We start from the raw sequence: 15,736 nt of genomic DNA, 5'->3' as shown, positions 1-15,736 counted from the left end.
AGGCACTAATCTCCAACTTTAAGCTGGATATATCCGCAGGCGGCGATTGGGTTCTTCCCCAAAACTGTGGGACTTCAGGTGATAGTGTTCCACAAGTTCGTGCTGCATTTTTCGGACGTTGGGAGAACGGGGCAGGAGTTCCACCGGCTGTCCCTTGGGAATGACAATTTGCTCGACTGCCAAGCGGGTTTCTTCGAGAGCTTCGAGCTCGTCAGAAGAACCGCTGCGGGCGAATAAGGCGAGGTCTGCCACTTCCGGGGTACCTGGGTCATCCATGTCCAACAGGCGCCGCAAAGCTCTCGCTACGTGGGGAATAGTGGCGGCCTTAATTGTGTGCAGGGGAACTTGGCGAGTTTTGGCCAAGTGCCTCAATTTTGACTGGTTCCGAACGTTCGATCGTAAAGCCACAACCACGTCAGCACTCTCAATATCCTTCGTCAGCAGTACCGGCAGGTTCAGCGTCGAAATCACCTGTTCGAGCTGGTGGCGAGGTATGCCGTAAGGATAAACGTGGAGGGGCAAATCTTCGCCGTTAGGGCCGACATTATGGGAATAGCGTCCGGCCTTGGGTACCGGTTCGACGGACAGGGATTCTTCGAGCAGTTGCTCGAAATACCGAGTCTCAGAAACCGGCGCGCTCTTAGCAGCTAAGTTCTCGCTGGGAGCGGGCATCGGCACCATTTTGCCAGCACTCCGCCACCCTGAGATCGGTGTGACGGGCCGGATTGCTGATACAGCAGCCGGGCCGCTGGAAGCTGCCATCCCCGGAAACCGGGCGGGGGGAGCGGCTGACTCGCGCTCGATAATTATTTCTCCAGTCTCGCTGACGCTTCTGATTTGCTGGCTCGGTTCGCGTCCCCGCAGCAAAGTGTCGATCGCATCTGCAACTCGCTCGTGGATTACCCAGCGCTCGCGTTCGAGCATTTCGATGGCAATTTCAAAAGTTGGCGGTGCTTTGCGCTCCAAAACCGTCTTTTGAGAACCGCGCCGTCTTGCTTCGTCATCTCCCAGCGTCACCGCTTGGATGCCCCCAATTAAATCTGCCAGAGTCGGGTTTTTCATCAAGTTTTCGATCCGGTTCCCGTGGGCGGTACCGACCAACTGCACGCCCCTTTCGGCGATCGTCCGAGCCGCCAAAGCTTCGAGTTCCGTGCCGATTTCGTCAATCACGATCACTTCCGGCATATGGTTTTCCACTGCTTCGATCATGACTTGGTGTTGAAGTTCGGGACGGGAAACTTGCATTCTGCGAGCTCTGCCGATCGCTGGGTGGGGAATATCTCCATCTCCGGCAATTTCGTTGGAGGTATCGATGATTACCACCCGTTTTTCCAAGTCATCGGCGAGCACGCGGGCAATTTCGCGCAGGGCCGTGGTTTTGCCAACTCCGGGGCGGCCGAGCATCAAAATTGACTGACCGGTTTCCACCAAATCGCGGATAATGCCGATCGTCCCGAACACAGCGCGGCCCACCCTCAAAGTCAAGCCGATAATCTCGCCGCTGCGGTTGCGAAGGGCGCTAATTCGGTGCAGGGTTTGCTCGATACCGGCTCGATTGTCGCCGCCGAAGTGGCCGACTCGCTCGATGCAATAGTTGAGGTGTGCCTTGGAAACTGGCGTTTGAGAAAGAGGTTCGGCCAAGGATGGAAAACGAGCTTCTGGTTGGCGGCCCAAATCCATGACAATCTCAATGAGATTGTTGCGCTGCGGGTGCTGCTCTAAGGGCTGCCGGATCTCATCTGGCACGATGTCTAATAATCTGTTGAGGTCGTCTGTAATCTGCATTCGCCTCGATGTGTTCGGTGACGTTTTCAACTTTTTAGTCAGTTAACAGTTGTCAGTTGCCAGTTGCCAGTTGCCAGTTGTCAGTTTTCAGTTGCCAGTTGTTGTTGATATTAACTACTAACCACTAACTACTAACCACTAACTAATGACTAATGACGAATGACTAATGACTAAAATTCTTTGATCTGGGAAACTAGAGAACGAGCTAAACTCACGGCCTGTGAGAGAAGTTCTGGGACGGCTTCGAGCTGAGGTAGCCGAGATGTTTGAACTCCGGCTCCTGGCCGCGTGACTGCCACCGGAACGGCATAGGCTCGATCGGTCTGCATTGTTTCTAACTGTTCTAAAATTGGCGATAGCAAAACCCTGGCATAGCTGCCGTAAGCTATACCTGCAATTTTTGGGGCATCAGGAATTGACAAATTTTTCCCATGCTCCCCGATCAGTCCCTCGGCTCTGAGCTTGCTGACAGTGTGAGCATTAGTGCCGCCTGCAAGTTGCACGTATCCCGGCAACTGGGCAGCCAAAACTTTTTGACCGAGTTTGACCGCGGCTCTAGTAGTTCCTGTTCCGATATCTCCGCTCATTGGCCTACCGTCTGTTTGCCAAATTAGGGGACAAGGAAGGGGGGAAATTAGTTGATACAGTGTCCGCAAATAATCAATCAAACCGTCTCCATCGGGGCAACTAATTGCTATTACCTTGAGTTGAGCGACCCAAGGAGCTATACTCGACCAAAGTCGCGCAAAATCTGCCTCTCTGCCTACTTGCGTGTGGATTTCTAGGGCGTCCGCACCGGATTGCAAGATTAAAGGTGCGATCGCGGCTGGAGCAGACACGTAAGAACGAGTATAAATCAGTTGGCTCGGACAAATCGGCAGACAGCGACCGCAGCCATAGCATTGCTGGTCTATCACCCCGGAAAAACCACTGCCAGCACTCTGAAAAACTATTGCTTCGGCTGGACATATTTTTTCGCACGGCCGCCAGCAGTCCACCGGACAATCGGCTGGGTTGAATTCGGCTTTGCGAAAATGCGGGTCTTCCCCATCATTTAAACTCACCATCAGCAACGGCAACCCTTTGCCGCCAAACCTGCGGTTTTGAGTTCTTGCCTGTAAGTCGCTGGCCACTTGTAGGGCTTCTTTCGCTGCGGCGACGGCGGCGGGATCTGCCGCGACATCGATACAGTCAGCGCCTGCTAGGGTGTAAGCCAAGGTGAGATTCCGTACAGCAGGCAGGTGTTGAAAGCTCGCCCCACAGATCAGCTTGAACCAATGGCCATCTTTTAATGAGTTTAGGGGATGATAATGTTCTGTCACCCTTATATGCTAATCCTTTCAGCTAAAAATTACTATGTGGAAATTTCTACTTAATTTGAAAATTTAGGCGGTTACAAGCTGGAAACGCTACTGATAGCAGTAGCTGTTGCGCTGTTGGCTCTATATGTAGAGTTCTGCCTTAATTTTTTTTCCTAAATTTGATTTTTTTGAGAGCGACTGCTGAGGGGGATTTGGAGATGGGGCGATCGGTTTTAGTTACGGACAGACTCTCTATTTTATCATAGTTGGGTGGATTTGGCAAGGAAAAAGTAGACTAGAGATTTTTTTTGGAAGTGGCCGTGCAGTGGTCATTGCCATAAAGTTCGATCGAGCATTGAAACCCAGCGACGAACCGCAGATGAACATTCTACTCCCTAACTTGAAGCTACATTCATCTGCGTTAATCTGCGATTCAACGAGCTCTACTACTTGCTCAGCCGCTTATAAACCGTAGCCAAAGCATGGCTATCCCCCACATTTCCCGGAAACAAAACCACGGGTAAATTGGGAAACAGAGGATGATATGCATCGGTTTTCACCACCGAACAACCTGCGATAATTTGACCGATTTGCCTGACACTTTTTAGCGACAAACCTGTACTCAAAACATCATTAGAAGTAATGCCGCCCTTGCTAATCAAAAACCCGATATCGACAGGCAGTCCCCGCACGATATCCATCAGTAAAGCAGAAACCGCCTCTCCAAATTTTAACCTAATTTCTGCATTGTCAAATTCGAGTTCCTTGCGGCTGGTATAAATTACAGGCGTTTTACCATCGGCATGAGAAGTGCGGACTTTTTCGAGAGTTTCATCGAGCATTTGGGTGCGATACTCTGGTGAATCTTCTAGCAAGTGAGATACATCTATTTCAATGCTAACTATATTGGGTTCTTTTAACAAGCGTTCCAATTGTTCAGTAGTTTTCTTAACGTGGGAACCAACTATTACTGCACCCGGTTTGCCATCTCTCACGTATTTTGCCATTTCGTCGGCTGCTACTGGCTGCGGGCCGAGGTCAGCTAAGGATGTTAAAATACTCGCCCCGCTGCGGAATAAAAACTTTTTGCCTTGACTGGCAGCAGCGAGAATGTGTTTGGCAAATGTGTCTAAATCGCCTTGGCTTTCGCCGTCAACAACTGCACATTGGTTGTCTTTCATCTCCATCAGTCGATCTAAACTTCCGTAGCGGATGTCTGCAAGTAAAATGCGATCGACTGCATCAGCTTTGATGCGACCTTTGGTTTTTTCTTCTACGTAGTCGGGCAAGTAACTGTGACTGTAGCCGAAGACTGAATCTTTGGCAAATTCGGTTTGGTGAACAGGCGTTGCGACGCTGTTAACCATTAGGTAATGCACGCTGTGGCGGGTAATTCTGCCTCCTTCAAAAAAGGCGGGAATTAAAAAATGAGCGTCGAAGGGGCCGAGTTCTTCGGCGATCGCGTCGGTTTCGATGGGATAGTGGCCGCGCAGGGTAGAATCGGAACGGCTAACTATTAGGAAGTCTTCGATTTTTTCGCTGGCGATCGCCCTTTTTAGATTTTGGCACACTTCGCGGGTGACGGAGGCTGCTTTTTCGGGAGTTAGCGATCGAGTATTTGTCAGTATGAAGAAAATCGGGCACTTGTCCCGCAGCCCCAAACGCAGGGTGTCTTCGTCCCAACGTGTCAGCAGCAAGCAACTGTGCACGGTTTGAGAACCAGTCGGATCGTCGTCGAGAACTATAATCTTGGGTTTAACAGAAGACATACTGACCTGGTTGTTAACGTCACCTTTCCAAGATATCCTTAGTTGTTACGTAACAGGAAAAAATTTACAATAGTTATGATATTTTTTTCACAATTCTGATAACTTATAATTTGGAGAATGTGTTTGAGTTCGCTCGGTTCAGTAAGCTGCATATTGCTACTGGGTAAGAGGCGCACGCAGCCGTGCACACTACTAACTTTTGCCCTTTTTAAAATTAGCAGCGTTTCGATCTTGCAACTTTTTCATTTCTGCTTGAACTCCCACGGCTACCTGCAAAGCTTCGTTGAGCAATCGCCCTTGTTCGCTGGCTCGATCGCTAATTTGGAGGCCATTCAAATTTTTTAAGTTATTGGCAAATAATTCTGAGTTAGTAGCGACAAATTTGTTGTTTTCCCTAAGAATTCTTTCAGTTTTCAAAGCTCGAACTAAATCGTCTCTGATTAGTTGCAAAGCTTGAATAACTTTGGCTCGATCGCCTATTTTGACTGCCACATTGCCGGCATCTTCTATCCTATCGTTAATTTCGATCGCTTTGATTATACCATTATAGCGATCGACATCATCAAAAAGATTGATTAAATGTTGGTTTTGGCGGCTGCACTGAATTTTCCACGCATCCTCAAAGATTAAACCGACGATCGCAGCGAAGTGAAGGGCGAACCACCACAAATAAGCTCTAGGAAATATCGCAACCAGCAGCCAACAACTGATGAGAACCAAAACAATTAAACCGACAGTTTTCAAAGCTTCGCGGGCAAACTTAGTCGCTGTCGGCGGCCGGTATACGCGATCGGGCCCGGCGCCGGTGAGGTGCTTGAGCTCACCGAGAGTAATTTCTAATCCCTGAATGTCAGCTCGCATAAATCTTTACAAATATATGTTAATTATAAAGTTTTGTAGTAGAACAAGGGGCTCGTCTACAATAAACCTAACACTTTTTCAAACCAAAACTGCACTATGTCTGCACGTCCTATATACCTCGACAACCACGCCACAACCCCGGTAGATCCACGGGTCCTTGAGGCGATGCTGCCGTATTTCACCGAACAATTCGGCAACGCAGCCAGTATCAACCACGTCTACGGCTGGGAAGCAGAAGCAGCGGTAAAACAGTCACGACAAATCATAGCAGAAGCGATCAATGCTTCTCCAGAAGAAATTGTTTTTACCAGCGGCGCAAGCGAAGCAAATAACTTAGCGATCAAAGGCATCGCCGAAGCTTATTTCAGTAAAGGAAAGCACATTATCACAGTAAAAACCGAACACAATGCAATTCTCGACCCCTGTACCTATTTGCAAAAATTGGGGTTTGACATTACTGTTTTACCGGTGAAAAGCGACGGGCTGATTGATATAGGCGATTTGATCAAAGCGATTCGGGCAGAGACAATTTTAGTTTCAGTGATGACGGCTAACAACGAGATTGGCGTCATCCAGCCGATCGCAGAAATTGCTGCAATTTGTCGCGGAAATGACATTCTTTTTCACACAGATGCGGCACAGGCGATCGGCAAAATTCCCCTCGACGTAGAGGAGATGAATATCGATCTAATGTCCTTGACAGCCCACAAAATTTACGGGCCAAAAGGCATCGGTGCTCTCTACGTGCGGCGCAACAAACCGAGAGTGCAGCTAGCGCCGCAAATGCACGGAGGAGGCCACGAACGGGGAATGCGATCGGGAACTCTCTACCCACCGCAAATAGTTGGGTTTGCCAAAGCAGTAGAATTGGCAATTGCAGAAATGCCGTCGGAAACAGAACGAGTGGTTAATCTGCGGCAGCGTTTGTGGGAAAAATTGAGTGAATTGGGCGATGTTTTTCTCAACGGTCACGCTACGAAGAGATTGCCGGGGAATCTCAATATTAGTGTAGCCGGGGTTGACGGTCAAGCGTTGATGTTGGGTTTGCAACCGGCGGCGGCAGTTTCTTCGGGATCTGCTTGCACTTCCGCAAAAATATCTCCCTCTCATGTTTTAGCAGCGATCGGGCGATCGGACAAATTAGCTTACGCTTCAATTCGGTTTGGTATTGGCCGGTTCAATACCGAAGCAGAAATAGATGCAGTCGCCGAACACGCGATCGCAACTATTACATCTCTCCGACAAGCTCAAAAAGTCAATCAATTTTAGATTTGAGATTTGAGATTTTAGATGAGAGAATGGAAGATTAGGAAGGAGTTTTGAGTTTTGAGTTTTAAATTATTTAACTTACAACTCAAAACTTTTCCTCTTTTTATCACGGAGTACAATTTGGATCAACCCCTTACTTAGAACCAAACACCTCGCGCACCCGATAAATCGGTTTTCCCTGCGACTCGTGATAAGTCCGCATCATCACTTCCGCCAGCAAACCAAAACAAAATAACTGCACGCCCGTCAACAGCAAAACCACAGCCAAAATCAGCAAAGGGCGATTGCCAATACTTTGACCAAAAGCAAATTTCAGGAAAGTCAAATAAATCCCTAAAACCGTTCCCAACGTCATAGAACTCAGTCCCAAAAGTCCAAAGACGTGCATCGGTCGAGTCAGGAACTTTTTCATAAAAGAAATAGTTAACAAATCCATCAACACGCGAAAAGTCCGCCAAATCCCGTACTTACTTTGACCGAAACGGCGGGCGTGGTGTCGCACAGGCAGTTCTGCAATTCTCGCCCCTTCAATAAACGCCAACGCTGGCAAAAAGCGGTGCAATTCCCCGTACAGATTCAAGTCTGCTACCAACTCGGATTTATAAGCTTTCAAAGAACAGCCGTAGTCGTGCAAAGTTACGCCTGTAACGCGACCAATTAACCAGTTAGCAATTTTAGAAGGAATCAACCGACTAATAGTATTGTCTTGCCTGTTTTTCCGCCAGCCACTAACTAAATCGTAGCCTTCATCTAACTTTGCCAACAACAGCGGAATATCAGCCGGGTCATTTTGCAAATCGCCGTCTAGGGTAACAATAGCACGACCGCGAGCGCGATCGAAACCTGCGGACATGGCAGCAGTTTGCCCGTAATTGCGGCGCAAAATTACAGCACAAAGGTCATCGCGAGTGCTGGCTAACTGCTGGAGAAGTTCACCAGAACCGTCCTTAGAACCGTCATCTACACAAATAATTTGATAGCTGAGTCCAGATGGTTGGATAGAAGAGGCGATCGCCTCAATCAAATGAGGCAAACTTTCCACCTCATTATACACTGGCACCACCACCGAAATGTCGAGAACAACCTCAGCGCCAGCCTGCTGTGCAGCCAATTTTTCCAAAAACAATGCAGCGTCCATTTCTTTGTTAGATAACATCAGTAATCATTAGTCATTAGTCATTAGTCATTAGTCATTAGTTAACCGTCAACCGTCAACCGTCAACCGTCAACCGTCAACCGTTAACAACTAACTAGGCTGATAACTTGCCACAACTTTACCATATCCCCGCAGTTGCTGGTAATAAGCTTGACTGACTCGATCGCCATCCTCCGACAAAACATCGATACCGATACCGTTGCGACCTTGTGCTTTTCCAGAACTGTGAATGTAGCGATTATCTCCGAGATATAATCCTACATGAGTTGCTTTTTCGGGCGAACCAAAAAATACTAAATCCCCCGGTTCTAAAGCAGTGATACTAATAGGTTTAGTAAAAAATTCCTGCTGATAAGCATCCCTCGGCAACCAGATGCCCGCAGCAACAAAAGCAGCTTGCATCAAGCCAGAACAATCATAATTTGGCCCGACTGTACCCCCCCAAAGATAATAATTGGATTGGTTCATAGCCTCGCGAGCGAAAGTAATTACAATTGGTAATTTTTCCTTGATTTGGGTCTCAGAAACCACCAGAGGATGATACACTGTTTCTGCCACATCGAGCAACTCAACATCTCGAATATCCAGCCATCCCGGATAATCATCTTCGCACAGTCGCACCATCACAGCCGTTGTATCCAAGTTTACATCGCTCTGTATTAGGGGGAGTTCAACGACGCGCAAATGTCGCCCCAGCGCTGCTTGAGTTGCCAATCGATCGCACTTTGGGGAATCGTAAATATTTATGTGCGATCGGGCGCGGTACTCCACAACATCCGATAATTGATAATTGGCCATTGCTAATTGCTCATTGTGTGCTGTTAATTGTTCGCATTTATTGTTCGCATTTAACGAGAGATTGCCATTAGCTGCTAGCCGTTAACCGTTAAGCGTCAGCCATTAACCATGACATTTTTTCACAAAGACGAACAATTAGAAAACCTCGGCAGTAGCATTATAGACTCCGCATTGTCAGAATTTACAGGATTAAGTGGCGATCGTATAGCCATGACCTGGATAGTCTACGATCCCCCGGTGCGAGTCAATACAGGCGGCGCCCTGAGTGCAGAAGAATTTTGGAAATATCAACCGCGAGGTTTTAGCGCTAGAGCTTCCGAACGAATTTATCCAGCCAGCATCGTCAAATTATTCTACCTCGTTGCCATCTGGGAATGGGCGCAAAAAGGCATGATTCAAACATCGCCAGAATTAGAACGCGCCGTCCGAGATATGATAGTTGATTCCAGCAACGACGCCACCAGTTTAGTAGTAGACGCCCTCACCGGCACCACCAGCGGCCCAGAATTATCACCCGCCCCCTTTGAAACTTGGAAACAGCAGCGAAACATCGTCAACCGTTACTTTCAATCATTGGATTGGCCAGAATTAGAAAATATTAACGTCAATCAGAAAACCTGGTGTGACGGCCCCTACGGTCGCGAGCGAGCAGTTTTGGGAGAATTAATGGAAAATAGAAATATGCTGACTACAAATGCAGCGGCGCGTTTGCTGCACAGTATAATAGGCGGCGTAGCTGTTTCTGCCCAAGCATCGCAAGAAATGATGGGTTTAATGAAACGCAGTTTAGACCCAGCAGAATTAGAGGCAGATCCCGAAAATCAAGTTACAGGTTTTTTAGGTGGCGGATTGCCAGAATCAGCCAAATTGTGGTCAAAAGCGGGACTGACAAGTCAAGTGCGTCACGATGCTGCTTATATTGAAATATCCGGTTTGCGGCCGTATTTGTTGGTTGTATTTACCGAGGGGAAAGAGAATAGCAAGAATGAAGAGATTTTGCCATTTATATCGCGGCAATTTGTCGAGGCGATGAAAGGACTTAATTAGATTTAGTAGTTGATTATTGCGGCTAGACTAGACTTGAATTGCAAAAACAATTGGGACGGGCTAGAAGCCCATCCCACATGGAAATTTTGTGGGATGGGCTTCTAGCCCGTCCAAAAATTTGATTAAAAGGAATTTTTTCCTAGAAGCTCTAAAACGGAGAGGGAGGGATTTGAACCCTCGAAGGATGTTAACACCCTTAACAGATTAGCAATCTGCCGCTTTCGACCACTCAGCCACCTCTCCAAGATGACAGTAACTAACTATAGCACACACATCTTATTCTTGCCAACCCCTAATTGAAAAATTCCTCAATCCCTTACTCTGTAAAGTTTTCGCGACCTCAACCTCCAGCCTCTTCCCCAAAGCCCCTAGCCTTCAAGTGCTTTTCCCAACTAAAATTGGAACTCAAAAAGAACCTCTTAGTATACAAATACCCCAAGCGGTACAGGTGAGCCTTGCGATCGCCATCGAGATTAAAGTCCGTCGTCGTCACCCCAGCATCAGTCACATCAATATTAATCACCCTGCCCTTATCCATTTCTCGCTGGTGATAGCGGTCTCTTGCTTTCATCATGGTTCGGAACATCGCCGCCAGCATCGACAGCGGAGTATCAATCTTAGCTTTAGTCTCAATTCCGGTATCGACCAATCGAAACCCAAAGGTAAACCAGCGGGGCGGCGCAGGAGTCGCACCAACGGATTGTTTGTCATAAATCCACAGGGGGAAATTGCTCAAAATTCCGCCATCGACAATTAAGTCATCGCCGAGTTTTCCTGGTTCAAAAAAGAGCGGAATACTCATCGACAACCGAACGGCTTCAGCAACGCTAAAATCTTCAGCCCTTTTGAGTCGTAACTGCTCATACAAAGGATCGGAATCCGTCGATTCGCGTCGGTGTAAGTCGTCGGGCAGCACCAACATTTCACCACGAGAGAGGTTGGATATTACTACTTTTAATTCCCGGTCTTTTACGATTTGTTTGACATCGGCAAAAGTGTGCAAGTTACCTCGACCGAGCATTGCTTCCAGCCACTGCCGGAACGGCTGCGCCGAATATTCTCCCATCTGCCGGCTAACTGTTAGGAAAAGCAGCGTCCAAGCAGGAGATTGCAAGTCGTCGGCGGGGTCGCCGTTTAAAATGAGAGGACTGTTTTTTTGAGTTAAAAATAGGCTGTAATCGAGCTGTCCTAAAATTTCCTCTAAATCATCAATTGACAAGTCGGTTGCCAATACTGCGGCAGTAATTGCACCGGCAGAAGTGCCGGCCAATTTTCGCCAGTTGATGCCCAAATCGCTACAGCACCTGAGTGCTCCTAAAAACGCAACTCCGCGCACGCCACCGCCTTCAAAAACCCCGTCGGCATAGATTTGACCGTTTTCGTCGGGAGGCGGAAATTTGCTGAGAATTGTTTGTTTCTCCGTTGGGGTGATCCTGACACCGGGTTCTTGCAAAATTTGCTGCGGATACCACTTGCTCATGGGAAATACCTCGGATAAATTTGGGGTTTTAGATTGGAGATTTATATCTATTGTTCTTGATTTTGGTCGGCATCCATTGCCTCTTTGACGTATTGTTGAACTTGCGATCGCACTTGTTCGTAGGCCACCGACGCGCACCAAGGTCGGAGAGATAAAATAGTTGTATCTGGAGTAATCTCGGCTACCAAACAAGTCGGGGGCGGATTCTCCAACACCAGCGGGTGAGAGTGGGCAATTTCTAATAACTCAGCTACAGTTGGACGAATTGGCCGATCGCCAATATCAATCTTCAAGTCTACTCGCCTCGTTCCCATTGCCGTTGTATTTTTCAGTGTACCGTTAAACAACTGATTGTTCGGGACAATAATTTTTATGCGATCGTCTGTCACCACGGTGGTTGAAAAAATCCCGATGCTGTCCACCACTCCCTTAACATCGCCAGCTTCAATCCCATCCCCGACTTCAAAGGGCCGCAAACTAATCAACATTACCCCAGCAGCAAAGTGGGACAAAGTATTTTGCCACGCCAAACCAATGGCCAAACCCGCCGCACCCACCACCGCAACCACACTGGTAGTTTGAATTCCCAACTGACTCAAAGCAGCGACTACTCCCACTACCAAAATCGTAATTTCAGCAGCTTGAACTAAGAATTTCCGCAGCGTGGCTTCGGTGCGACTCAGTGCACGGCGAGTCACGCGCCCCGCAAAGTTGATCGCAAATCGCGTAATTAACAAAATGCCGATCGCCCACAGCAGTTGAGGTACAATTTTAAACCCCAATTCTACGAATTTTTTCGAGAATTCTTGGGCTAGTTCCAAGGCTTGTGTTCTTTCTGCATTTAGTTGAGAATAGAAGGTTTGGGCTATTGGTAAAAACGTCTGAATAACTGTCATATCAATTGGGAATTGGGAATTGGAAATTGAGAATTGGGCATTGAGCATTGGGCATTGGGCATTGGTAAACGCAGTCTCAGTCTTCTGCATAAGTCGGAGAGTCCGACAGGGGTTAAAAACCCCTGTCTCATAGCTAAAGTCCTCTCAAAGAGGACTAAAATCAATAATTTACTCGCTCAAAATCTTGAGTCGGTTTCAACCGACTTTTGCTATGAGGCAGGGGTTTCAACCCCTGCCGGACTACTGTTAATAGTGTACTGCTACGCGGGGCAATCGATGTTTAAAACCGCAGAGAATTTCCCACGAAATAGTTCCTAAAGTCGCGGCCCAATCGTCAGCAGTAATTTGATATTCCCCATCTTTGCCCAACAGCGTCACCACTTCACCGACTTCTAAATCTGGAATATCAGTTACATCCAGCATTAACTGATCCATCGTCACCGCGCCCACTTGTCGCACGAACTGACCCCGGACTAAAACCTGCATTTTATTAGAAAGATTGCGCGGAATGCCATCTGCATAGCCGATACCAATTACGGCAATCTGTGTCTGCCGCTGAGCTATAAATTGATAGCCGTAACTGACGCCGGTTCCTGCTTCAATTGTTTTCACCTGCGTTACCCTAGCTTTTACCTGCATTGCGGGCTTCAAATTGGTTCTCGACTGCAAGTGAGGTGCTGGATAAAGACCGTAGGTAGCTAAACCGGCTCGCACTAAATCGTAGTGCAAATCCGGGTCAGCGAGGGCGGCTGCAGAGTTTGCCAAGTGGAGGCGAGGAGGGTTAATTCCTACTATTTTAATTTGCTCGATCGCCTTTTGAAACCGCTGGTGCTGCTCTATCATAACTGCGGGGTCGGGACTATCTGCTGTCGCCAAGTGAGAGTAAATACTGGCTAATTTTAAATTGGGCAACCGCTTGACTAATTGCACAAATTCTGTAGCTTCTTGCCAGGGCGTACCCAAGCGAGACATTCCCGTATCCAACTTAGCGTGAACCGGCAAAGATTGGTTGAGATCGGCGAGAACTTCCGAAAAAATTAGGGCTTGTTTGGCAGTACAAATAGTGGGCTGCAAGTGCCAATGGGCGATCGCCTTTACCTGTGGAGCTGTATGGGTTGCCCCCAACAGCAAAATCGGCGCTTCTATCCCAGCTTCTCGCAATTCTATTCCTTCGGGAATTGTCGCCACTCCCAGCCAACTAGCACCTGCTTGCAATGCTGTTTGACTGACTGCAACAGCACCATGCCCGTAAGCATCTGCTTTCACAACTGCCATCAGTTCTGTATCGGGAGATAAGAGTTTTTTAAGCTGTTTTACATTGTGAGTTAAAGCTGCTAAATCGATTTCTACCCAAGCCCGCTGGCAAAGTCCCCCGTTATCGTCCCACAGCAAAGTCTGGCGGGATTCTTTTGTCGTTGATTCTGCGGTTGTTTGTTCCCCACTCCACATTGTCGATCGCTCCTACTTGCTTACACCATTAAAAACTGCTTGGAGATTTTACCCTAAGTTTGATTATAATAAGATTCTCTCTTTCATCAAAGTTAACTGGTGTATCATAGCACCAAAAATACCCGGTAAAAACTATGGACGGACTGGCCTACCTACATTTAGCTGAAACTTGGGAAACGGCTGCGGGTCAAACTCGATCGACCAACTTGAAAATGCACCTGAATTTAGCCTCTGCTCCTTTACTTTTCTTTACGATCGCTCTCACAATTTTCAATGTAGTCAATCCCGCACTCGCCATCAAAAAAGGTGATTCAGGCCCGAAAGTAGCCCAACTTCAGAAAACTCTACAAAACGCAGGCTATTTTCGCGGTAAGACTACAGGATTTTATGGTTCTATCACCCAGGCTGCTGTGAAAAAGTTTCAAGCAGAGAACAACCTGAAAGTTGACGGAATAGTCGGCCCTAAAACTTTGTCAGCGCTGAAAGGTAAGCCGGAAGAGGCGAGTATTGAAGCTGCGGAAAAAATCGCGCCCAATGTCGATCGATCTTCGCCATCTCCTACCCCCAAAGAAAACCCCAACGAACTCAAAGATAAAACTCAAACTCAGCCCCCAGAACCTCTATTTCAAGAACCCTCTTTGCCACCCTTTAAAACTGAAAATTCCGAGAATAAAGAAAGTGAATTACCATCCACAAAGCTAGTAAATCCTCCCGACAACACTCAAGGGAAAATGGCCTTGAAAAAAACAATTTATGGCAATATCTCGCCAAAATCAATAGTTTATTCGGGAGATGGCTTGTTTTTTGCTCAAAACATGATGTACCGCCACACAATCACAGTTTACGACAGGAACTTTAAATTAGTCAAGACTATTCCCGATACAGTAAACTTGTCGAAGTTCGGCTTTTCTAAATTCAAAGGCAATTATAAAGGATCTCCCGTAGAAGCTGCTTTTTCAACCGATGGCAAATATGCCTACGTATCCAACTATCAAATGTACGGTTCCGGGTTTAGGAATCCGGGGAGCGACAGGTGTTCTCCAGCGGCAAAACACGACCAAAGTTTTCTGTACCGCGTCAATACCCAAACTTTGAAAATAGAAAAGGTAATTCCTGTAGGTGCAGTTCCGAAATTCAATGCTGTTTCGCCTGACAATCGCTTCGCCCTCGCTAGCAATTGGTGCAGTTGGGATTTGAGCGTAGTTGATATCAATAAGAATATCGAAATCGAGCGAGTGAAACTGGGTGCATATCCTCGGGGTATTGTTGTTACTCCCGACTCAAAAAATGCCTATGTTGCCATCATGGGTTCTTCCGATATTGCGAAAGTTAATCTCATCGACTTTTCGGTAGAATGGCTGAGGAATATTGGCAATGCGCCGCGTCATTTGACGATCGCCCCCAATGGAAAGTATCTTTATGCCACTTTAAATGGTGAAGGAAATGTGGCAAAAATTGACCTAAAAACTGGTAAAGTGGTAGACAAAGTTTCGACTGGAAAAGCACCTCGCAGCATGACAATTTCTGATGAGGGAAAACTGCTTTATGTAGTTAACTATTTCTCGAATACTATTAGCAAAGTTAGGACGAGCGATATGAAAGTGCTGCAAACAGTGAAGGTTAATTCAAGTCCGATCGGGATTACTTACGATCCGGAAAGTAATCAGGTTTGGGTAGCTTGCTATTCGGGCAGTATTATGGTGTTTCAAGATTAATTTAGCTTGTTTCTATGTTCACTCAAGCGTGGACTAAGAAAGAAGGACTAAAGTCCTTACTACAAACTGGTTCGGAGTGATACCAATTTACTATGAAGCTGCATTTAATATAACGCTAAGAATATAATTCCAACCAAAAAGACATCAGCCTCATTTAGTGTATCTTCATAGTGAATTGGTATGAGAACTTTAGTCCTCAGAATTAAGGCG

General features: G+C 47.1%; 12 protein-coding genes and 1 tRNA gene. 3 read left to right on the top strand and 10 right to left on the bottom strand.

Features of this window, described 5'->3' with window-relative positions; translation table 11 throughout:
* Positions 1-18 precede the first annotated feature (18 nt).
* The 4 genes from QUA07_RS10620 to QUA07_RS10605 form a co-directional block, all read right to left on the bottom strand.
* Complete coding sequence (locus QUA07_RS10620; RefSeq protein ID WP_333324798.1) at positions 19-1,785, bottom strand: R3H domain-containing nucleic acid-binding protein; 1,767 nt, start codon at positions 1,783-1,785, stop codon at positions 19-21.
* Positions 1,786-1,955: 170 nt separating this feature from the next.
* Positions 1,956-3,107, bottom strand: a complete 1,152-nt coding sequence (gene ldpA / locus QUA07_RS10615) for a circadian clock protein LdpA (RefSeq protein ID WP_333324796.1) — start codon at positions 3,105-3,107, stop codon at positions 1,956-1,958.
* Between the two features lie 425 nt (positions 3,108-3,532).
* Entirely contained in the window at positions 3,533-4,855 is a 1,323-nt protein-coding gene (locus QUA07_RS10610; RefSeq protein WP_333324794.1) for a four-carbon acid sugar kinase family protein, read from the bottom strand.
* Between the two features lie 192 nt (positions 4,856-5,047).
* Complete coding sequence (locus tag QUA07_RS10605; protein WP_333324792.1) at positions 5,048-5,716, bottom strand: hypothetical protein; 669 nt, start codon at positions 5,714-5,716, stop codon at positions 5,048-5,050.
* Between the two features lie 96 nt (positions 5,717-5,812).
* On the opposite strand from QUA07_RS10605, the gene QUA07_RS10600 reads away from it, so the two are divergent.
* Positions 5,813-6,985, top strand: coding sequence for an IscS subfamily cysteine desulfurase (locus tag QUA07_RS10600; RefSeq protein ID WP_333069058.1), 1,173 nt, complete (start codon positions 5,813-5,815; stop codon positions 6,983-6,985).
* 133 nt (positions 6,986-7,118) lie between these two features.
* Here the strand turns inward: QUA07_RS10600 and QUA07_RS10595 are convergent, their stop codons facing one another.
* The gene (locus QUA07_RS10595; protein WP_445242785.1) at positions 7,119-8,141 is read right to left on the bottom strand and encodes a glycosyltransferase family 2 protein; all 1,023 of its coding nucleotides are present in this window, start codon (positions 8,139-8,141) and stop codon (positions 7,119-7,121) included.
* A gap of 90 nt (positions 8,142-8,231) precedes the next feature.
* The gene (locus QUA07_RS10590; RefSeq protein WP_333324789.1) at positions 8,232-8,939 is read right to left on the bottom strand and encodes a C40 family peptidase; all 708 of its coding nucleotides are present in this window, start codon (positions 8,937-8,939) and stop codon (positions 8,232-8,234) included.
* A gap of 108 nt (positions 8,940-9,047) precedes the next feature.
* On the opposite strand from QUA07_RS10590, the gene QUA07_RS10585 reads away from it, so the two are divergent.
* Positions 9,048-9,986 carry a serine hydrolase gene (locus QUA07_RS10585; RefSeq protein WP_333324787.1) on the top strand — a complete coding sequence of 313 codons (939 nt, stop codon included), beginning with the start codon at positions 9,048-9,050 and terminating at the stop codon, positions 9,984-9,986.
* Positions 9,987-10,140: 154 nt separating this feature from the next.
* Here the strand turns inward: QUA07_RS10585 and QUA07_RS10580 are convergent.
* From QUA07_RS10580 to alr, 4 genes are all read right to left on the bottom strand, one after another.
* A tRNA-Ser gene (locus tag QUA07_RS10580) sits at positions 10,141-10,229 on the bottom strand.
* A 97-nt stretch (positions 10,230-10,326) separates the two neighbouring features.
* The gene (locus QUA07_RS10575) at positions 10,327-11,466 is read right to left on the bottom strand and encodes a patatin-like phospholipase family protein (RefSeq protein ID WP_333324786.1); all 1,140 of its coding nucleotides are present in this window, start codon (positions 11,464-11,466) and stop codon (positions 10,327-10,329) included.
* Between the two features lie 47 nt (positions 11,467-11,513).
* On the bottom strand, positions 11,514-12,362 hold the full coding sequence (locus tag QUA07_RS10570; RefSeq protein ID WP_333324783.1) for a mechanosensitive ion channel family protein: 849 nt from the start codon (positions 12,360-12,362) through the stop codon (positions 11,514-11,516).
* Between the two features lie 246 nt (positions 12,363-12,608).
* Positions 12,609-13,811 (bottom strand): alanine racemase, encoded by a 1,203-nt coding sequence (gene alr / locus QUA07_RS10565; protein ID WP_333324781.1) that lies wholly within the window; start codon positions 13,809-13,811, stop codon positions 12,609-12,611.
* Between the two features lie 134 nt (positions 13,812-13,945).
* Here alr and QUA07_RS10560 point away from each other — a divergent pair, with 134 nt between their 5' ends.
* A complete protein-coding gene (locus QUA07_RS10560) occupies positions 13,946-15,526 on the top strand; it encodes a peptidoglycan-binding protein (protein ID WP_333324779.1) in 1,581 nt (526 codons plus the stop codon).
* Positions 15,527-15,736: the final 210 nt, after the last annotated feature.

The sequence above is a fragment of the Microcoleus sp. T3_A4 genome, from assembly GCF_036700465.1.
Lineage (GTDB): Bacteria > Cyanobacteriota > Cyanobacteriia > Cyanobacteriales > Microcoleaceae > Microcoleus.
Note: the sequence above shows the minus strand (reverse complement) of the source record. Positions and strands in the feature narration are given on the sequence as shown.